Origin of the sequence: Pandoraea sp. NE5 (genome assembly GCF_024363545.1) — a bacterium.
Lineage (GTDB): Bacteria > Pseudomonadota > Gammaproteobacteria > Burkholderiales > Burkholderiaceae > Pandoraea > Pandoraea cepalis.
This window is the reverse complement of sequence record NZ_AP025517.1, coordinates 398,660-417,425: the sequence shown is the minus strand read 5'-3', so window position 1 is coordinate 417,425 and position 18,766 is coordinate 398,660. Positions and strand designations below refer to the sequence as shown.

General features: G+C 65.5%; 17 protein-coding genes and 1 pseudogene. 17 read left to right on the top strand and 1 reads right to left on the bottom strand.

Translation table 11 applies throughout. The annotated features are described in order from the left end of the window. Positions 1 to 37: 37 nt before the first annotated feature. The 14 genes from PanNE5_RS01910 (at position 38) to PanNE5_RS01845 (ending at position 12,570) form a co-directional block, all read left to right on the top strand. The gene (locus PanNE5_RS01910; protein WP_017235324.1) at positions 38 to 595 is read left to right on the top strand and encodes a cupin domain-containing protein; all 558 of its coding nucleotides are present in this window, start codon (positions 38 to 40) and stop codon (positions 593 to 595) included. Between the two features lie 101 nt (positions 596 to 696). Further along, positions 697 to 1,605: an alpha/beta fold hydrolase gene (locus tag PanNE5_RS01905; RefSeq protein ID WP_261939125.1), complete on the top strand. Its 909-nt coding sequence runs from the start codon at positions 697 to 699 to the stop codon at positions 1,603 to 1,605. 79 nt (positions 1,606 to 1,684) lie between these two features. Continuing rightward, the gene (locus PanNE5_RS01900; RefSeq protein ID WP_026132232.1) at positions 1,685 to 2,554 is read left to right on the top strand and encodes an IclR family transcriptional regulator; all 870 of its coding nucleotides are present in this window, start codon (positions 1,685 to 1,687) and stop codon (positions 2,552 to 2,554) included. Then, the gene (locus PanNE5_RS01895; RefSeq protein ID WP_261939124.1) at positions 2,551 to 3,357 is read left to right on the top strand and encodes an SDR family oxidoreductase; all 807 of its coding nucleotides are present in this window, start codon (positions 2,551 to 2,553) and stop codon (positions 3,355 to 3,357) included. The genes PanNE5_RS01900 and PanNE5_RS01895 overlap by 4 nt, the downstream gene beginning before the upstream one ends. Next, on the top strand, positions 3,350 to 5,002 hold the full coding sequence (locus tag PanNE5_RS01890; protein ID WP_017235328.1) for a thiamine pyrophosphate-binding protein: 1,653 nt from the start codon (positions 3,350 to 3,352) through the stop codon (positions 5,000 to 5,002). Before PanNE5_RS01895 ends, PanNE5_RS01890 begins: the two co-directional genes overlap by 8 nt. Continuing rightward, the gene (locus tag PanNE5_RS01885) at positions 4,995 to 5,813 is read left to right on the top strand and encodes an aspartate dehydrogenase (RefSeq protein ID WP_017235329.1); all 819 of its coding nucleotides are present in this window, start codon (positions 4,995 to 4,997) and stop codon (positions 5,811 to 5,813) included. Before PanNE5_RS01890 ends, PanNE5_RS01885 begins: the two co-directional genes overlap by 8 nt. 13 nt (positions 5,814 to 5,826) lie before the next feature. After that, entirely contained in the window at positions 5,827 to 7,323 is a 1,497-nt protein-coding gene (locus PanNE5_RS01880; RefSeq protein WP_017235330.1) for an aldehyde dehydrogenase, read from the top strand. 74 nt (positions 7,324 to 7,397) lie between these two features. Beyond that, positions 7,398 to 8,408, top strand: a complete 1,011-nt coding sequence (locus PanNE5_RS01875) for an ABC transporter substrate-binding protein (RefSeq protein WP_261939123.1) — start codon at positions 7,398 to 7,400, stop codon at positions 8,406 to 8,408. A gap of 13 nt (positions 8,409 to 8,421) precedes the next feature. Further along, positions 8,422 to 8,775, top strand: a complete 354-nt coding sequence (locus PanNE5_RS01870) for a hypothetical protein (RefSeq protein ID WP_261939122.1) — start codon at positions 8,422 to 8,424, stop codon at positions 8,773 to 8,775. Beyond that, positions 8,775 to 8,993, top strand: a complete 219-nt coding sequence (locus PanNE5_RS01865) for a recombinase-like helix-turn-helix domain-containing protein (protein ID WP_261939783.1) — start codon at positions 8,775 to 8,777, stop codon at positions 8,991 to 8,993. Before PanNE5_RS01870 ends, PanNE5_RS01865 begins: the two co-directional genes overlap by 1 nt. 65 nt (positions 8,994 to 9,058) lie before the next feature. After that, entirely contained in the window at positions 9,059 to 10,090 is a 1,032-nt protein-coding gene (locus tag PanNE5_RS01860) for an aromatic ring-hydroxylating oxygenase subunit alpha (RefSeq protein WP_017235334.1), read from the top strand. A gap of 17 nt (positions 10,091 to 10,107) precedes the next feature. Further along, entirely contained in the window at positions 10,108 to 10,554 is a 447-nt protein-coding gene (locus PanNE5_RS01855) for a RidA family protein (protein WP_150563169.1), read from the top strand. A 44-nt stretch (positions 10,555 to 10,598) separates the two neighbouring features. Beyond that, positions 10,599 to 11,564, top strand: coding sequence for a PDR/VanB family oxidoreductase (locus PanNE5_RS01850; protein WP_150563168.1), 966 nt, complete (start codon positions 10,599 to 10,601; stop codon positions 11,562 to 11,564). Positions 11,565 to 11,598: 34 nt separating this feature from the next. Further along, entirely contained in the window at positions 11,599 to 12,570 is a 972-nt protein-coding gene (locus tag PanNE5_RS01845; protein WP_261939121.1) for a VOC family protein, read from the top strand. Positions 12,571 to 12,798: 228 nt separating this feature from the next. Here PanNE5_RS01845 and PanNE5_RS01840 read toward each other — a convergent pair whose 3' ends face one another. Beyond that, a complete protein-coding gene (locus PanNE5_RS01840; RefSeq protein ID WP_017235338.1) occupies positions 12,799 to 13,344 on the bottom strand; it encodes a glutathione peroxidase in 546 nt (181 codons plus the stop codon). 435 nt (positions 13,345 to 13,779) lie between these two features. Between PanNE5_RS01840 and PanNE5_RS01835 the strand changes: the two genes are divergently transcribed. The 3 genes and pseudogenes from PanNE5_RS01835 (at position 13,780) to PanNE5_RS23005 (ending at position 18,758) form a co-directional block, all read left to right on the top strand. Further along, positions 13,780 to 16,515, top strand: a complete 2,736-nt coding sequence (locus tag PanNE5_RS01835; RefSeq protein ID WP_261939120.1) for an autotransporter domain-containing protein — start codon at positions 13,780 to 13,782, stop codon at positions 16,513 to 16,515. A gap of 113 nt (positions 16,516 to 16,628) precedes the next feature. Beyond that, positions 16,629 to 17,285: pseudogene (locus PanNE5_RS23010) on the top strand (tetratricopeptide repeat protein); the annotation flags it as partial. Between the two features lie 312 nt (positions 17,286 to 17,597). Next, positions 17,598 to 18,758 carry a tetratricopeptide repeat protein gene (locus tag PanNE5_RS23005; RefSeq protein WP_410007577.1) on the top strand — a complete coding sequence of 387 codons (1,161 nt, stop codon included), beginning with the start codon at positions 17,598 to 17,600 and terminating at the stop codon, positions 18,756 to 18,758. Positions 18,759 to 18,766 lie beyond the last annotated feature (8 nt).

The following is an 18,766-nucleotide window of genomic DNA, read 5'->3' as shown; positions in this document are numbered from 1 at the left end:
GCCGTTCTTATTCGCAACGCCTTCAAGGAGTTAGACCATGGCGCAAGCCGACGCTAAAAACACCGCGACGCCACAGGCCGTCGAGAGCTGGACGCAGGCCGAAGGCCAGGCGTTCGGCGACTGGCTGGACACGCGCGTAGCCCGTTTCTCGACGCGCAAGTACGACTGGGACGCGCTGAAGTTCCAGGCCGACTACGACCCGAAGTACCGCCGCGCGCAAATGCGCTACGTCGGCACGGGCGGCACGGGCGTGGCCAAGGACGTCAACACGGTCCCTGCCGGTCACTTCACGTTCTCGACGATGGTAATCCCGGCCGGCAACATCGGCCCGAGCCACATCCATATGGATGTCGAAGAAATCTTCTTCGTGATGCGCGGCAAGATGAAGGTGATCTGCGAGCGCGATGGCGAAACCTGGGAAGCCATTCTCGGTGAGCGCGACCTGATCTCGGTGCCGCCTGGCGTGTATCGAACGGAAATCAACATTGGTGACGAAGACGCGCTCATGTGCGTGATGCTCGGCTCGCAAAAGCCGGTCACGCCGACGTACCCGCCGGATTCGCCGCTCGCGCAGATCAAGCGCGATCTGAAGTAAGCCCGCCGGGGGCCGTTGTCCCGGAAAGTCCGGTGAGGGGCTTGCCCGTCGCAAGCGCCACACCGGCAGGAATTCACAAAGCAAGACGTTCAGTCCAAGCCATGCAAGCCGAAGCCTTTCAGTCCGAAGTACCCGAAGATGCCGCCGTCGCGCCGCTATGCGCGCGTCTGGACGCCTTCCCGTACCGCACCGTCGCCACGCGCGCGGGCACCGTGGGCTATCGCAGCGCTGGAACGCAAGCCGAAGGTGCCATGCCGGTCGTGATGCTGCACGGCATCGGGTCCGGTGCGGCGTCATGGCTCGCGCAATTCGAAGCCACCGGCCTGGATACCGCGCTTTACGCATGGGACGCGCCGGGTTACGGGCAGACGACGAATGTCGCCGACGCCGAGCCGCACGCCGACGCCTATGTCGAAGCGCTCGCGGCGTGGCTCGATGCGCTGGGGCTGGCACGCGTCGCGCTCGTCGGTCATTCGCTGGGCGCGATCATGGCAACCCAGTTCGCGAGCCGTGCGCCGCAGCGCGTGAGCGGGCTCTTTCTCTGCTCGCCGGCCGGCGGTTACGGCAAGGCCGATGCGCAGGTACGTGTGAGCAAGCGCGACGGTCGTCTGGCGATGCTCGACAAGCTCGGCCCGACCGGCATGGCGCGCGAACGCAGCGACAACCTCGTCGCCCCGAACGCCGCGGCCCTGCCGCGCGCGTGGGTGAAATGGAACATGGCACGCGTGCTGCCCGCGGGCTATCGTCAGGCAACGCATCTGCTCTCGAATGGCGACGTCGCCGGCGCGCTAGCGCAATACGTGGCGGCGAATGCGGGCCCGGTCGCGGTGGCGGTCGGCGCACAGGATGCCGTGACGCCCCCGGCGGCTTGCCAGGCGATCGCCGAGGCGGCCGGTGTGCCGCTGCAAATCATCGAAGGCGCTGGGCACGCGTCATATATCGAAACGCCAGACGTTCTGAATGCCGCGCTCGCCGCGTGGCTCGAACGTATCGCGGCAGGAGAACGTTGAGATGGCATCCGTAACGCCCAAGCGCATGACGGCAATGGCCGAGGCGCTCACCGAAGACGACACGCTGCGCGAGCCCGCGATGCAAGGCGAGGGCGAGAGCGAAGATCTCGTCGACGGCGCGGCCACCGAGACGCGCTACCTGGTACCGGGCCTTGAGCGCGGCCTGCGCATTCTCACGCAATTCTCGCCGCGCGAGCCCGTGTTCAGCGCACCGGAGCTCTCGCAGCGACTGGGGATTCCGCGCACCACGGTCTTCCGCTTGTTGCAAACGCTCGAAGCGATGGGTTTCCTGGAGCGTGCAGGCGGTGAAAAGAATTTTCGTCTGGGCGTGGCCGTGCTGCGTCTGGGCTTCGAATACCTCAGCTCGCTGGAGCTGACCGATCTGGGCATCCCGATCATCGAACGGCTGCGCGACGCCACGCAGCTCACGTCGCACATCGTAATCCGCGACGGGCGCGACATCGTGTTCGTGGCGAAGGCGCAGAGCGTGGCGAGCGTGTTCAACTCGATCAAGGTCAACGTCGGCACGCGCCTGCCGGCGCATGCGACCGTACACGGCCATGTGCTGATGGGCGACCTGACGCTGGCCGAGCTTCGCGCGCTGTACCCCGAAAAGACACTCGAAAAATACACGCCGCAGACACCCGAAACGATCACCGAGCTGTTCGAGCGCGTGCGCGAAGACGCCGAGCGCGGCTACGCCGTGTCGGCCTCGTCGTTCGAGCGCGGCATCAGCGTGGTGAGTGCCCCGGTGCGCAACGACGCGGGACGCATCTGCGCCGCGATCACCGTCACCATTCCGCGCGCCACGCTCGATGCGTCGGTGCTCGACGCGGGGCTGATCGCACAGGTGCGCGAGGCGGCCGACGCGTTGTCGCACCGCCTGAACTACCGGCCGGGCAGCGACGACCGGGCCACCCCCTACATGAAGTCACTGGGATTGAAATGATCAAGATCGACCTCACCCAACGCGCGGCGCTGGTCACAGGCGGCTCGTCCGGCATCGGCCTCGCCACGGCCGAACGCCTGCTCGACGCCGGTGCCGCTGTCGCGATCTGCGGCCGCAACCCCGAGCGCTTGGCGCAAGCCGAAGCCCGTCTGCGCGAGCGTCATGCCGAGGCGCGCGTGATTGCCGCACAGTGCGACGTGCTCGATGCCAACGATGTCGCCGCGCTGGCCGAGCGCATTTGTGGCGAATTCGGGCGTCTCGACATGCTGGTCAACAACGCGGGCCAAGGTCGTGTGTCGACGTTTGCCGACACGACCGACGACGCCTGGCGCGAAGAGCTGGAGCTGAAGTATTTCAGCGTCATTCGCACCACGCGCGCCTGCCTGCCGATGCTGCGCGAAGCCGCCCGCGAGACGGGGGATGCCGCCATCGTCTGCGTCAACTCGCTGCTCGCGCTCCAACCGGAGCCGCACATGGTGGCGACGTCGTCGGCGCGCGCGGGGATCCAGAGCCTGGTGCGCTCGATGGCGAGCGAATTCGCGCCCGACGGCGTGCGCGTCAACAGCATTCTGATCGGCCTGGTGGAGTCGGGCCAGTGGCGCCGTCGCTTTGCCGCGCAAGGCGAAGGCAAGACCTGGGAGGAATGGACCGGCGAGTTGGCCCGCAAGAAGCAAATTCAGTTGCAACGTCTGGGCAGGCCTGAAGAGGCGGCCGCAGCGATCTTTTTCCTGGCAAGCCCGCAGTCGTCCTATACGACGGGCAGCCACATCGATGTTTCCGGAGGCTTGGCAAGACATGTCTAACACAACCACCGTCGGCGAAGTCATCGCGGCGTTTCTCGAGCAGTGCGGTGTGAAGACCGCATTCGGCGTGATCTCGATTCACAACATGCCGATCCTCGACGCCATCGCGCGTCGCGAAAAGATCCGTTATGTCGGCGCGCGCGGCGAAGCCGGTGCGCTGAACATGGCCGATGGCCTTGCCCGTGTTTCGGGCGGTCTCGGCGTGGCCTTCACGAGCACGGGCACCGCCGCGGGCAATGCGGCCGGCGCCATGGTCGAAGCCCTCACCGCCGGCACGCCGGTGCTGCACATTACCGGCCAGATCGAAACCGAGTTCCTCGATCGCGATCTCGCGTATATCCACGAAGCGCCCGATCAGCTCAGCATGCTGCACGCGATCTCGAAGGCCGCCTATCGCGTGCGTTGCGTCGACACTGCGCTCTCGACCGTGCGCGAAGCCGTGCGCGCGGCGCTCACGGCGCCGGCCGGCCCGGTGAGCGTGGAGATTCCCATCGACATCCAGGCGGCGGAAATCGAATGGCCCGCCGATCTGGCCGCGCCGCACATCACGGTGCCGACGCACGACGACGCCCGCGTGGCCGAGCTCGCCGACAAGCTGGCCGCCGCGCATCGTCCGATGCTGTGGCTGGGCGGTGGGGCGCGCGGGGCGGAAGCCGCCGTCAAGCGTCTGGTCGACATGGGCTTCGGCGTGGTCACCAGTGTGCAGGGTCGCGGCATCGTGCCGGAAGATCATGCCGCCACGCTCGGTGCGTTCAACATCCACCCGACGGTCGAGACGTTCTACAAGTCGTGCGACGCCGTGCTCGTGGTCGGCTCGCGTCTGCGTGGCAACGAAACGCTGAAGTACAAGCTCGCGCTGCCGCGCCCGCTCTATCGCGTCGACGCCGATGGCCTGGCGGACGGCCGTGGCTACCGCAACGACCTGTTCATCCAGGGCGACGCCGCACGCGTGCTGAACGCGCTGGCTGACCGTCTGCAAGGGCGCCTGTCGATCGATCCGGCGTTCCACGCCGATCTTGCGGCCGCTCGCGAGGTGGCCGTCAAGCAGGTCGCGGAAGGTCTCGGCCCGTACCGTCAACTCGTCTCCGCACTGCAAAGTGCGCTGGGCCGCGACTTCAACTGGGTGCGCGACGTCACGATATCGAACAGCACGTGGGGCAACCGTCTGCTGAAGCTCTTCTCGCCGCGCGCCGGTGTGCACGCGCTGGGCGGCGGGATCGGTCAGGGCATGCAGATGGGTATCGGCGCGGCGCTCGCGGGCAACGCGAAGAAGACCGTGGCGCTGTGCGGCGACGGTGGTCTGATGGTCAACGTGGGCGAACTTGCCACCGCCGTGCAGGAAAAGGCGCCGGTCGTGATCCTGCTGATGAACGATCAGTGCTACGGCGTGATCCGCAACATTCAGGATGCGCAGTACGGCGGTCGCCGTCACTACGTGCAACTGCACCAACCGGACTTCGCCGCGTTCTGCGCGAGCCTGCAGCTCAAGCACGAGCGCATCACGGCCATCGATCAGGCGGAGGCGGCGGTCGCACGCGCCGTGGCGCACGACGGCCCGGTGCTGCTCGAAGTGGACATGCTGTCGGTCGGCAGCTTCGCTTCGCACTTTGCCGGTCCGCCGGTCCGGGAGCCTGCGAATGCATGAATTGAACCACCGTCCCGTTGACGTCGCGCTGATCGGCTTCGGCGCGATCGGCTCGAAGGTCTATGAGGCGTGCGCGAGCGATCCGTATCTGCGCGTGGGCCACGTGATCGTGCCGGAAGACGCCGCCGCCCGCGTGCGCGAGAGCGTGCGCGCCGACACCGAAGTGGTGTGTTCGGCGCAGGCGCTCTCCAGCCGCCCGGACTTCGTGCTCGAGTGCGCGGGTCACAGCGCGCTGTCGGGGCACGTGGTGCCGCTGCTCAAGTCGGGGGTGGATTGCGCGGTGGCATCGATCGGTGCGCTGTCCGACACCGATCTGCTCGCTGCACTGGAACAAGCCGCCAAGGACGGCGCGTCGACGGTTACGTTGCTCTCGGGTGCCATCGGCGGTATCGATGCGATTTCCGCTGCGCGCGAAGGCGGTCTGGACGAAGTGCTGTACACCGGTCGCAAGCCGCCGATGGGCTGGCTCGGCACGCCGGCCGAGCAGGTCTGCGATCTGGCAACGCTCACTACCGCGACCGTGATCTTCGAGGGCAACGCCCGCGACGCGGCGCGTCTGTATCCGAAGAATGCGAACGTGGCGGCGACCGTGGCCATCGCCGGTCTGGGGCTCGACGCGACGCGCGTGCGCCTGATCGCTGACCCGACGAGCACGCGCAACGTGCATCACATCATCGCCCGCGGGGCGTTCGGCGAGATGTCGCTGGAGATGTGCGGCAAGCCGCTGCCGGACAACCCCAAGACGTCGGCACTGACCGCGTATTCGGCCATTCGCGCGCTACGCAATCGCGTTGCGAACTGTGTGATTTAGCAGGAAGAGCATCATGAGCCATCAAGATTTGCTGCAAGGGTTTTCGAGCGACATTCTGGTCGGCGGCGAATGGCGCGCCGGCACCGGCAAGCGCTATCAGAGCCTGTATCCGGCCGACGAGAGCGTGAATGCCGAGATCGCGGCGGCGGGCGCCGAAGATGCGATCGACGCCGTCGAGGCGGCCGATGCGGCCTGGCGTCGCGCGGACTGGGCGGGCTTGAAGCCGCATCAACGCGCCGCAGTGCTGCATCGCGTGGCGGACGGCATCACGCAGCGCGCCGAAGCGCTGGCCCATCTGCAGCGGCGCGACAACGGCAAGCCGATCAGCGAGACGCGCGCGCTCGTCGCGAGCGCATCGAGCACGTTCCGCTACTTCGCCTCGTGCCTCGAGACGCTGGAGGAAACGCTGACGCCGTCGCGGGGCGACTACCTGACGATGAGCGTGCATGAGCCGCTGGGCGTCGTGGCCGCCATCACGCCGTGGAATTCGCCGATCGCTTCGGACGCGCAGAAGCTGGCCCCGGCGCTTGCCGCCGGTAACGCCGTGGTGCTCAAGCCGGCGGAAGTGACGCCGCTCGCCTCGCTCGAACTGGGCCGCATCTGCGAAGCGGCCGGTGTGCCGCGCGGCGTGCTCTCGGTGTTGCCGGGCAAGGGCTCGGTCATCGGCGACATCCTGGTGCGCCATCCCAAGGTCAAGAAAGTCGCCTTCACCGGCGGCACCGAAGTCGGTCGTGGCATTGCGCGGCTGGCGGCGGAAAAGCTCATGCCGGTCTCGCTCGAACTCGGCGGCAAGTCGCCGACCATCGTGTTCGAAGACGCCGACATCGATCATGCGGTGGCCGGTGTGCTCTACGGCATCTTCAGTTCGTCGGGCGAATCGTGCATCGCGGGCTCGCGTCTGTTCGTGCACAAGGCCATCTTCGACACCTTCGTCGAGCGGCTGGTGGCCGGCGCGAAGCAACTTCGCGTGGGCGATCCGCTGCGCGAAGACACGCAGATGGGGCCGCTGGTGACGTCGTCGCATCGCGAGTCGATCGAGCGCTATGTCGCCATCGGGCTGGAAGAGGGCGGCCGCCTGTTGTGCGGCGGCGAGCGTCCGGCGGGCGATGGCCGCGAGAAGGGCTACTTCTATCAGCCGACCATTATCGCGGGCCTGACGAACCAGGCACGCATGGTGCAGGAAGAAATCTTCGGCCCGGTGCTGGCGGTCTTGCCATTCGAGAACGAAGACGACCTGCTGGCCGAGGCCAACGACAGCGTCTACGGTCTTGCGGCCGGGATCTGGACACGCGACTTCAAGCGCGCCTGGCGCATCGGGCGTGCGCTCGAGACCGGCACAGTCTGGATCAACACCTACAAGCAGTTTTCGATCTCGACGCCGTTCGGCGGCTGGAAAGAGAGTGGCATGGGGCGTGAGAAGGGGCGTCTGGGGTTGCTGGAGTACACGAACCAGAAGAGCCTCTATTGGGGCATCAACGACAGCCCGCTCGCGTGGGCGGGCAAGGTCTGAACGTCAGTCAGTGGCAGAACACGCCGCAATGCACAGGGTATTGCGGTCATCCGATACTTGAGCGAGGCAGAGATATGTTGTCGATTTTCCGTGGATCGTTGGCGCGCCGTGCGCGTCGTGCTGTTGGCCTGTGCGCCGTGGCGGGACTCACGAGCCTGGCGGCGCCGGTAATGGCGCAGCCGGCTACCCAGCAGATTACCTATCTGCTCCCGGCGCCGGCCAACCTGCCGGCCTTCGCGCCGCTGATGCTGGCCGAGAAGAAGGGCTACTACGCGGCGGAAGGGTTGTCGGTGCGCTGGCTGACCGTGCAAGGCGGTGCCGACGTCGGCAAGCAGCTCGCCTCCGGTAATGGCGATCTGGGCGGCGGCCTGGGCGACACCCCGATCGTGCTGCGTCCGAACGGCATTCCCATCAAGGGCGTGGCGCTGCTGGGCGGGCGCACGCTGCATCAGTTGGTCGTGCGCAACGATGCGAACATCAAATCGCCCGCCGACCTGAAGGGCAAGACGATCACGGTGCTGTCGTATCAAGACACCGGCTTCTACGCGACGCTGGGCCTGCTCGCCTCCGCGGGTCTCACGCGCACCGACGCGCGCATCCAGGGCGCCGGTCCGGCAGGCGTGTGGCAGCAGGTCGCCACGGGCAAGGCCGACGCGATGGTGGGCACGCCGGAGTGGGCGCAGAATATTGAAGATGCCGGCGTGAAGGTCACGATGACCTCGACCGACAAGTACTTCCCGGGCATGGCGCAAGCGGTTCTGGCGTCGGACAAGACCATTGCCGAGAGGCCGGAGATGGTCCGCAAGTTCGTTCGTGCCACGATCAAGTCGGTGGCCGAGATCATGCGCGACCCGGCGGCCGCGGCCAAGGAATACTGCGCGACCGTGCCCGGCTACAAGGGCAAGGAAGCCGAGATCGAGAAGATCCTGACGTATTACGCCCGCAACGTGTATCCGGGCCAGGAGCGTCTCGGTGCGTTCGATCCGGCGCGTGTGACGAAGCTACAGGATTTCTATATGCAGGAGAAGATCATTCGCGAAAAGTCGAACCTGGCCGACCTGTTCACCAACCAGTTCGTGCAATAACGCGAGACGACACATGAACGAAAACGCCCCGGGCGCCGCTGCGGCCACCCAGCCCGACACGATGTTGCTGACGGTGTTCCTGCGTCACGATCAGTCGAACAATCTGGACGATTTCCAGGAACGCCTGAAGGCGGCCGAATGGTGGGAGCGTTTTCCGCCGGCCGGTGTGAGGGTGGTGTCGTGGACGGTGGCGATGGGCTTTGGCCAGATCGTCACGCTAGAACTGCCACCGCACCTGCTGCCGGCGGTCAACGTCGAGCTGGAGCGCTCGGCCTGGGGAGTGTTTCGCACCGAATGCTATCCGACTTACGATTTTGTACCCGTGCACGCGCGCATTCGCGAACGGGTTCACCAGGGAGGGAAATGATGGACCGCTATCTCGAACCGAATCAAGCGCGTCGCCATGAGCCGACGCAATACGAAAGCCTGCTGGGCGACGCCATCGAGCGCGCCTATGCCGCCGGCACACACGATCTGGCTGGGCTGGTGGCCTATCTGAATCGCACGGGCCCCGGCCCGCAAGCGGGCGACGTGTGGACCGAAGCGGTGTACACCGCGCAGATCGCCCGAATGGCCGAAGAGTAACAACATCACAGAGTTCGATCGCTGCGCGCCGCGGGTGCGCGGCGATCGCGATGGAGACGTCCCCCATGACTACGCAACAGCCTATCCTCACTGCCGACGCCATTCTCGAGCGTGGCCTGAAGAACCTCTGGTATCCGATTTGCCCGTCGCACATGGTTGGCCGCGAGCCGGTCTCGCTGCGCCGCCTGGGCAAGAAGCTGGTGTTCTGGCGCGACCAGGACAACCAGGTGCATGCCCTCGATGATCATTGCCCGCACCGTGGTGCCCCGCTGTCCAAGGGCATCGTGATGGGCGATCGCATCGCCTGCGGCTATCACGGCGTGCAAGTGCGCTGCGACGGCACCGTGATGCGTGTGCCGGGCAGCCCGGGCTGCAAGCTCGAAGGTTCGCGTCCGACGCAGGCGTACCACATTGTCGAGCGCAACGACGCGATCTGGCTGTACAACGCCACCGAGAACATCGACACGCCGCCGCCGCTCGTGTTGCCCGAGGAACTCGATGCCGACGGCGAGTACTCGTCGTTCCTGTGCTACACCGAGTGGAAGGGCGACTACCGGTACGTGCTCGACAACGTGATGGATCCGATGCACGGCACGTATCTGCACAAGCAGTCGCACTCGATGGCCGAGGGTGACAACACGGCGGCCTTCCGCATTCGCGACACCGACCGTGGCTTTGTCTTCGAGAAGGAAGGCCAGCGTGACGTGAACTTCGACTGGACCGAGTGGGCCGATACCGGCACGCACTGGATGCGTCTGGAGATTCCGTACCCGAAGACGGGCGGCCCCGGCGGCAACTTCGTGATCGTGGGCAGCTACACGCCGGTCTCCCCGACGCTGGCCGCCGTGTTCCACTGGCGCTGCCGCAAGCTCGACGGCTGGCAACGCGATACGTGGCGCTTCCTGTATCGCAACCGTCTAGAAGCGCGCCACTGGGCGGTGCTCGAACAGGATCGCGTCATGCTCGAAGACATGGAGCCGGATGCCAACCAGAGCGAGCATCTGTATCAACATGACATGGGTATCGTGCGTCTGCGTCGCCATCTGAAGAACCTGGCGAAGGCGGAACTCGAGCGCATTGCGCAGGGCAAGGCGTAAGCCGCGCGAGACGCTTCATGCCCATCGACCCACCTCTCAAGGCCGAGCGGATCCGTGCCCAGGCCGTGCCCGATCTGGGCGCGGCGACCTGGAGCAACGGCATTCGCGTCGGCAACGACATCGTGCTCTCGGGCATGACCGCGCACCCAGCCACGCGCGCCGCCGTCGAGCCGCTCACGACTTACGAGCAGACGCGGGTGGTGCTGGGCAAGATCCGCGCGCTGGTCGAGGCGGGTGGCGGGCGTCTGGCCAACATCTACAAGCTCGTGGTGTACGTGACCGACATTGCCGACAAGGACGAGGTCGGCCGGGCCCGGCGAGAGTTTTTTGCGGACGTGGCGGCGAACGGCGGGGCGTATCCGTGTTCGACGCTCGTGGAAGTGAGCGGCCTGGTGTTTCCGGAGCTGCGAGTGGAGATCGAGGCGTTCGCGCGTCTCGACATCGATTTGTCCGCCGCGGGCTGAGCCGGCGGACGTCAAGAGTATCAGCAACATCTGAGAGCGGCGTTATGAGCAAGTCAACTCTGTCGGCCATGGTGCGCACGCTTCGCTTCGAAGCGGCGGGCATCATGAGCATCGAACTCGTGCCGGTGGCGGGCAGCGGCACCCCGTTTCCCGACTTCACGCCGGGCGCGCACATCGATCTGCATCTGCCGAGCGGGCTGGTGCGCAGCTATTCGCTCGTCAATGCGCCGGGCGAGCCGAACCGCTACGTGCTCGGCATTCTTGCAGATCCGAAGAGCCGCGGCGGCTCGCGCTTCATCCACGACAATTTCCGCGTGGGGATGACGCTGGAGATTTCCGCGCCGCGCAATCACTTCGAACTTGACGACGCCGCCGAGCACACGGTGCTCGTCGCCGGCGGGATCGGCGTGACGCCGATTCTCTGCATGTATCGACGCCTGCGTGCGCTCGGTCGCCACGTCAAGCTGATGTATTGCGCGCGCACGGCGCCGCAAGCCGCTTTCGTCGACGAGCTGAACGCGCTGGGCGGCGACATTACCTATCACTTCGACGACCAGCACGGCGGCAAGCCGGCGTCGCTCACGGCGTTTCTGTCCGGGCAGCCGGCGGGCACGCACGCATACTGCTGCGGACCCGGCGTGATGCTCGACGCCTTTGAAGCGGCGTGCGCCGAGGCTGGCATCGCCAACGTGCACATCGAGCGCTTCGCTGCGGCGCCGGATGCGCCGCCGCCCGCGACGTCCGAGGGCTATGTCGTGAAGCTCGCGAAGTCCGGCAAGGAGCTGAGCGTGCCGGCCGGGGCGACGCTGCTCGAGACGTTGCTCGCCGCGGGTATCGACGCGGAGCATAGCTGCATGGAAGGTGTTTGCGGCGCTTGCGAGACACGTGTGCTCGAAGGCTGTCCCGATCACCGTGATTCGGTGCTGAGCGCGGCTGAGCGCGCCGGGAACAAGGTCATGATGATTTGCGTGTCCGGTTGCAAGGGCGACCGTCTGACGCTGGATCTGTGACCGCGCCCACTTTGAACCCCTACCCGAGACTGTCATGACGATTCTGGGCATCGAACAAATTACCTACGGGGTCACCGACCTCGACACCTGCCGTCGCTTTCTGGGCGACTGGGGCCTGACCGAGGTGTCCGTCGACGCAAACGGCGCGCGCTTCGAAACGCTGAACGGTTGCCGTGTGCTGGCCGTGCGTCACGACGATACGTCGCTGCCGCCGGCGATGGAAGATGGACCGACGCTGCGCGAAGTGACGTGGGGCGTGACGACGGCCGAAGAAGTGGCCGCCATCGCCGACCGCTTCGCTGACCAGCCGGGCTATTACTTCAAGGACGGTGCGACAGGTTGCGTTGACCCCAACGGTCTGGCCGTGCGAGTGGAAGTGACTGCCAAGCGGGCCGTGGACGTGAAGGGCGCATTGAGCAATCCGTGGGGGATCGCGGCGCAGCGCGTGAACACGCCGAGCCCGGTGTATGAGCGTGCCCAGCCGATCGAAGTGGGGCATGTCGTGTTCTTCACCAACGCGCTCGCGGCCACGCAGACGTTCTATGAAACGAAGCTCGGCTTCGAGCTGTCGGATCGCTATCCGGATCGTGGCGCGTTCATGCGCTGCGCGCCGCACGGCGGGCATCACGATCTGTTCCTGCTGGCGTTGCCGAACGGCAAGCGCGGGCTGAACCATGTGGCGTTCACCGTGCGAGATATCCACGAAGTATTCGGCGGCGGCATGCATATCGACCGCTGCGGATGGGAAACCCAGTTGGGCCCGGGCCGTCACCCGATTTCGTCGGCGTATTTCTGGTACTTCAAGAATCCGTGCGGCGCGCTCATCGAGTATTACGCCGACGAGGACATCCTTACGCCGGAATGGCAGCCGCGCGACTTCGAGCCGGGGCCGACGGTATTTGCCGAATGGGCGGTGGACGGCGGACTCGACGGCAACACGCGCCGTCAGAAAAAGGGGAGCGAAGCGCCAACCGGCAAGTTCATGACTGACACGGCCAAGCGCTGAGTCGAGTCATCGCGGAAGCGTCAATCCCGGGGGGGATGACGCGCCGCATTTCACGAGTTGTCGCGAGAAGCGGGAACCGGCGCGCGATGTGGCGTCATGAGGCCCGGATCGACCTTGCCAGACGTGAGGTCGTTTCGGAAGGCGTTCATGGCGCGCCGGCAACCGTCCTGCCGACGCTTGTGGCACGAGGGGGCACGCGTTTGCGCTGCCCTTTTTTGCATGGTGCGATTACTTCGCCAACTCCGCGTCGATGGCGGCGACCAGCCGCGGGTCGTCGGCCTTGACGTCCGGTGAGAAGCGGGCCACGACCTGCCCGTTGCGTCCGATCAGAAACTTCTCGAAATTCCACAACACGTCGGCCGGGTTCTCGCGGACTACGCCGAAGCCTTTGAGACGCTCGCGGAACGGGCCTTCGCCGATCGCTGCGGGCTGTGCTTCGACAAGCGCCGTGTAGAGCGGGTGACGGTCGTCGCCCAGTGCCGAGAGCTTGGCGAACAGCGGGAACGTGACGTTGTATTGCGTGGTGCAGAAGTCGAGGATCTCGGCATCGGTGCCGGGCTCCTGACCCTTGAAGTTATTGGCGGGGAAGGCGAGGACTTCGAGGCCGGCGGCGCGCTTTTCTTCATACAAGCGCTCAAGGCCCTCGTATTGCGGTGTGAGGCCGCACTTCGACGCGACGTTGACCACCAGACGCACGCGTCCCGTATAGTCGCCCAAGGTTGCGGCGCCGCCGTCGTTGCGCGTCACCGCGATGTTTTCGATAGGGGTGCTCATGCGTATTTCCTTTCTTGGTTCGGTCAGCCGAGTGTAGCGCAAGCCTGTGGGCGCCTGCCGACCGGCGAAAAAAATGCCGATTGACAGTCGGTAAATGGTATGGAAGGATTCGCGGAATAAAAAAATGACGAGCGCTGTCAAGCGCGTCGTACAGGTGAACAAACACGGGGTCGTTCGAATGTTTCGTGCAGCTTCTCGCACCATCGGTGATTCTGCCCCAGAGGCAGGCCACGTCATCGCCTTGAATCAGACCGCGCTCATGCCGTAGCGAGCGTGTGCCGCGACGCTCACGCATCCAATCCTTCTGACCGATACGGCCGGACTTCCCTGCCATGACGGAGGTCTTGCGCCTACGTGTCGGTCGCTGCGCGCGAGCCCGTTCCGAATCCACGAGTCAACGCGTTGCAATAAGAAAGCCGTATTCCGGGAAATCGAATGAATCGCATCTATCGTGTGGTATGGAGCGCCAGTCTGGGCATGCATCAGGTCGCGTCCGAAGTGGCCGGCGGTCATGGCGGAACGTCGCGCTCGGCGGACCATCGCCGTGTGCGCAAAGCGGCGGTCGCCGCCGTCGTTGCAGCGGCTTCGCTGAACACAGGACCGGTGTGGGCAGTCCCGCTGGCCGCCATCATGGATGGTCGCACGTTTCTCGTTGCCGGTCAGGCCGACACCACTTCGTCGCCGAATTGGCGCTATGACGGTACGACCCTGTCGATCACGGGCGCGACCTTCGCCCAAATCGTGAACACGTTCGGGACAATTTCGAACGCTGGCACGCTGGTCGGCGGTAACGCATTGCTGATTTCGTCACGGGGCACGGTGGCGCGTCTCGAGAATAGCGGGTTGATTTTCTCGCCGAGCAACGCGGGCATCGACAACGCTGGCACACTGGCGTCTGCATTCAATTCCGGCTCGATCTCCGCCGCCAACGGGTATGGTGTGGAGAACACGTCGCATCTCGGCGAGTTGACCAACACGGGGACTATCTCGGGCCGTTATGGCGTGGCCTCGTTCATGGGCAGTGTATCGACGCAGTTGGGCACGCTGACGAACAGCGGCACCATTACGGGCGCGCAAAGCGGGGTGATGAACCGAAGCGCGACCCTCACGACGATCGACAACCTGCCCCTTGGCCTGATCGATGGCACCAGTGGGCTCGGCACCGGCACCGGCATCGACAACCGCGGTACCGTGATCGGTGGCACGACCTATCACGGCATCATTGGCACGATCAACAACGCTGGAACGATTTCGGGCGGGAACTACGGCATTTACAACGAGGACTCGATCGGTACCATCAACAATCTCGCGGGCGGGCTCATTTCGAGCGCCGGCGCGGCCATCGCGAATGCCTCCGCAGCGGCCACGATCGGACAGATCAATAACGCCGGCACCATTGCGGGCAACATTTCCCATTCCGGCACGCAAGCCTTGTCCATCGCGGGGGCGTCAGGCGCAGCGCAGGGCACCCTCACGGGTTTCGGCAGTGCTATCCCCGGAACCCTTTCCAGCTCGCTCGCCGATATACACTTCAACGGTGGCAATCTCCTACTTAACGACGACCTGAACCTCGCTGGCACACGAACGGCGTTCAACGACGCGTCGGTATTGCAAGTCAACAATGCCATCCAGGTCTCAGGCGATTACGCGCAGGCGGCAGCCGCCACGCTTCAGATCGGTGTTGCAGGCAATGCGGTTACGACCGGCGACTTGACGACCGACAGCGGCTACGGACGGCTGGTTGTGAGCGGCAACACGACACTGGCAGCGGGTTCGAGTATCGCGTTACAGTCGCTCGGCTATTCGTTTGCGGCGGGTCAGCGCTATGTCGTGATCGACACGGCAGGCTCGGCCACCTACAACGAAGGTTCGCTGGTTTATCGCGTCAACGGTTCGTCGACGCTCGGCGCGACCGGCGCCACGGTCGCTAACGGCAGTCGGCAGGATCTGGTCGTGACGTTGATTTCGGATACGAATGCCGGTTCCGACAACGGCGGCGGCACCGGTACGACACCGCCCGCCGACCCTCGCACCAACGCCTTGCTTGCGTCGGCACCCAACGCGCAGTCGTCGCTGCGGGGCTTGCTGGGCTACACCGGCGTGAGCGACGCCCAACTGCTGAATCTGTACAACGCGGCACTCGGGTCGCTGAGCGGCGGTTCGACGGACTCGGCCAATCGGGTCGGCAAGCAACTCGCCCCGGCGCAGAATACGCGTGCCGCAGGCGCGGCCACCTTCGAATCGCTGGGCGTGGTCGGTGCGCACGTCAACAGCCTGCGCGTAGCGCAGGCCGGGGGCACCGGGATTGCGACGGGCGACAGCGCAGCCAACTGGGGCGTCTGGGGACAGGCCTTCGGCGGTCACGCCAGCCAGTCGGTGCGTAACGACGTCGACGGCTACAGCGCCAACTACGGTGGACTGGTCGTCGGTGCTGACAGAGCGTTCGGCGAGCGCTGGCGTGCGGGGGGAGCGGTCCAGTTCTCGCGCACGGCGATCGACAATGACGGTAGCACGTCGGGCAATACGACCGGCGTGAACGGGTATGGCCTCATTGGGTACGCCGCGTACACCGGCGAGCCGTGGTACGTGAACCTGTCAGGCTCGGCGGTGCTGCAACACTACGATACGACGCGATCGGTGTCGATGCCGGGATTCAACGGCGTGGCCCATGGCAACTTCAACGGTCAACAATTCGTGTTCGGCGCCGAATTCGGCTGGCCACTGGCGCTGGGACGTGCCATCGTCACGCCGCTGGCGGGCGTCACATATGGCTATCTGAACCAGAACGGCTATACCGAAACGGGTGGCAATGGCTCGGCGCTTACGGTCGGCAGTGTCGGCGCTAGTTCGGTGCGTAGCGCGCTGGGGGCGAAGGTCGCCTTGCCATTCGAAACGGCGAGGGGGATGTGGGTGCCCGAACTGAGCGTGCGTTGGCTGCATGAGTACAACCGTACGCGTCAAACGACGGGCGCGAGCTTCGCTGCGGATCCGTCCGGCCAGACGGCGTTCACGACCGTGGGCGCTACGCCGGTGTCGGACCTGGCCGATATCTCGCTGGGCCTGACCCTGATGAAAGCGAACAATCTGAGTGCCTCGATTCGCTACGACCTGCAAGCGGGAGCGGGCTTTGTGTCGCACACGGGGATTGTGCGCGTACAACAGCGCTTCTGAGCGTCGCGCGTGTTCGGAAACGTTCGTACGCGTCCGGCGGTCGCAACGATTGACATGGCAGCGACCGCCGTGGAAGTATCGCGCAGTGCCTACCGTCTCCCGACCGCCTCTCGATGTCTGCCGCTGCTTCGACTCCCGGAATGCTGACCTTCGCTCAGGCGATTGCGTTAGCCCATTCGCATTGGCAGGCGGGACAGGCGCCCCAGGCCGAAGTCCTGTGCCGGCGCGTGCTGGACGCGTCGCCCGAGCACCCGGACGCGCATTATCTCCTCGGCCTCATGGCCCATGCCTATGGCAAGCGCGACATGGCGATCGACCATCTGCGCACCACCTGCCGGGCGCCCGGTGCGCTGGCGTCCAGTTGGTCCGATCTGGCCGAGATGTGCCGGCAGGCGGGCCGGCTCGATGAGGCGCTGGCGGCGGCGCGCCGGTCCGTCGAAATCGATCCGGCGTTTGCTGCCGGGTGGAACAACCTCGGAATAGTGTTGCAGGAGGTCGGACAGCTCGATCAGAGCTTGGCATGCCTCACCCGCGTGAGCGAACTGCTGCCCGCGTCGGCCGATGCGCACAACAATCTCGGGAATACCGCGCGTCTGCTGGGGCGTCAGGAGTCTGCCGAGACGCACTATCTGCGGGCCCTTGAAATCGACCCGCTACGCGCGGACGTGCACAGCAATCTGGCGTCGCTGCTGAGCGCACAGCAGCGCATTACCGAAGCGCGAACTCTGGCGCGCCGCGCCATTGAGTTGGATCCGTCGTTCGTCGACGCCTACCGTAATCTTGCCGACATTGAAGTTTCCAGTGGAGACGTGGCGGCGGGGTTGCAGGTCGTGGAGATCATGTCGGCGTTCGCCCCCCAGCATTTCTCCACGCTCGTGACGCGTGCCCGGATTCTGCCGCTGGTGGGACGGTTGGACGAGGCACTCGATTGTGCTCGCGATGCGCTCGCCCTCCAGCCGGAGAGTCACGATGCGCGGGCTGCGCTTGCGCTTGTCGAGGCGCAGAGGGTTACGCGCAATCGCCCGGCACTCGTCGACGGTGTCCCGCCGTCGGTGCCGCGATTGCCCGCCACACCGCCGGATATGAGCTCGGTTCACGACGCCATCGTGGCGTGTGTCCGTGCGCAGGCGTACGAAAGGGCTGAGTCGATGCTGCGCGAGGTCGTGGGCGCCGAGACCGCGCCCGTGGCGATGTGGCGGTTGCTTGCGATGGTCTTGCGCGCGCAAGGCAAGGCGCACGAGGCACGAGACATACTCGACAGGCTTGCCCGTCAGGTGCCTGGCGACCTGTCCAACCGCTTCGATCTCGCCGAGACGTTGCTCCTGCTCGGCGACTTCGAGCGTGGTTGGCGCGAGTATCGCCACCGCTACCGCCTCGAACATACGCAGTCCATTGAGCGCAAGGTGCAACGCCCGCGTTGGGACGGCAGACCGATTCCCGGCCAGACGCTCCTCATCCACGACGAGCAGGGCTACGGAGACACGTTCCAGTTCCTGCGCATGGCGCGCTGGGCGCGTGAGCGCAGTCAGGCGCGCGTGATCCTGGAGATCAATCCGGAAGCATTGTCGATCGCCAGGCGCATGTGGGGCGACGACGATATCGTCGCTCGCGGTACGTTGCCGGTGACGTTCGATCAGCATTGCGAACTGATGAGCCTGCCAATGGCGATGGGCTTGACGCTCGCCGATCTGCCCGGCGACGTATCGTACCTGAGCGCCGACCCCGAGCGCGTCGCCCATTGGCGCGAAAAATTGGCCGACCTGCCGCGCCCGTGGGTCGCCATGGTGTGGGCGGGGCGCCCCGAACACGTCAACGACGGCAACCGGTCCATGTCGCTCGCACAACTCGGCCCGTTGGGGGCGAGTGGCGCGACGTTCCTTTCGATTCAGAAGGGGCCGGCGGCCTCGCAGGCAAGCACGCCTCCCGACGGCATGTCGATGGTGTCGCTCAGCGACGGGATCCGCGATTTCGAGGACACTGCGGCGATTTTGCATCTCGCGGATTTGTTGGTGTCGGTCGATTCGTCGCCCGTTCATCTGGCAGGCGCGATGGGACGTCCGGTATGGGTGCTGTTGCCGTTTGTTCCCGATTGGCGCTGGCTGCTCGGTCGCGACGACTCGCCCTGGTATCCGGGGATGCGTCTGTTTCGCCAGGAGGCCCGCGCACACTGGCAACCCGTGGTCGAACGCATGGCGCAGGCACTCAAGCACTTCGTGGTGGAATGGCGTGATGGCGCGATTTGACCGAAGGG

What these genes read in the sequence shown, in the direction of transcription:
- PanNE5_RS01890 (WP_017235328.1), top strand. Translation starts at nt 3,350, where the DNA reads ATGTCTAACACAACCACCGTCGGCGAAGTCATCGCGGCGTTTCTCGAG.
- PanNE5_RS01895 (WP_261939124.1), top strand. Translation starts at nt 2,551, where the DNA reads ATGATCAAGATCGACCTCACCCAACGCGCGGCGCTGGTCACAGGCGGC.
- PanNE5_RS01850 (WP_150563168.1), top strand. Translation starts at nt 10,599, where the DNA reads ATGAGCAAGTCAACTCTGTCGGCCATGGTGCGCACGCTTCGCTTCGAA.
- PanNE5_RS01885 (WP_017235329.1), top strand. Translation starts at nt 4,995, where the DNA reads ATGCATGAATTGAACCACCGTCCCGTTGACGTCGCGCTGATCGGCTTC.
- PanNE5_RS01910 (WP_017235324.1), top strand. Translation starts at nt 38, where the DNA reads ATGGCGCAAGCCGACGCTAAAAACACCGCGACGCCACAGGCCGTCGAG.
- PanNE5_RS23005 (WP_410007577.1), top strand. Translation starts at nt 17,598, where the DNA reads ATGAGCTCGGTTCACGACGCCATCGTGGCGTGTGTCCGTGCGCAGGCG.
- PanNE5_RS01880 (WP_017235330.1), top strand. Translation starts at nt 5,827, where the DNA reads ATGAGCCATCAAGATTTGCTGCAAGGGTTTTCGAGCGACATTCTGGTC.
- PanNE5_RS01870 (WP_261939122.1), top strand. Translation starts at nt 8,422, where the DNA reads ATGAACGAAAACGCCCCGGGCGCCGCTGCGGCCACCCAGCCCGACACG.
- PanNE5_RS01835 (WP_261939120.1), top strand. Translation starts at nt 13,780, where the DNA reads ATGAATCGCATCTATCGTGTGGTATGGAGCGCCAGTCTGGGCATGCAT.
- PanNE5_RS01860 (WP_017235334.1), top strand. Translation starts at nt 9,059, where the DNA reads ATGACTACGCAACAGCCTATCCTCACTGCCGACGCCATTCTCGAGCGT.
- PanNE5_RS01840 (WP_017235338.1), bottom strand. Translation starts at nt 13,344, where the DNA reads ATGAGCACCCCTATCGAAAACATCGCGGTGACGCGCAACGACGGCGGC.
- PanNE5_RS01845 (WP_261939121.1), top strand. Translation starts at nt 11,599, where the DNA reads ATGACGATTCTGGGCATCGAACAAATTACCTACGGGGTCACCGACCTC.
- PanNE5_RS01875 (WP_261939123.1), top strand. Translation starts at nt 7,398, where the DNA reads ATGTTGTCGATTTTCCGTGGATCGTTGGCGCGCCGTGCGCGTCGTGCT.
- PanNE5_RS01900 (WP_026132232.1), top strand. Translation starts at nt 1,685, where the DNA reads ATGCAAGGCGAGGGCGAGAGCGAAGATCTCGTCGACGGCGCGGCCACC.
- PanNE5_RS01865 (WP_261939783.1), top strand. Translation starts at nt 8,775, where the DNA reads ATGGACCGCTATCTCGAACCGAATCAAGCGCGTCGCCATGAGCCGACG.
- PanNE5_RS01905 (WP_261939125.1), top strand. Translation starts at nt 697, where the DNA reads ATGCAAGCCGAAGCCTTTCAGTCCGAAGTACCCGAAGATGCCGCCGTC.
- PanNE5_RS01855 (WP_150563169.1), top strand. Translation starts at nt 10,108, where the DNA reads ATGCCCATCGACCCACCTCTCAAGGCCGAGCGGATCCGTGCCCAGGCC.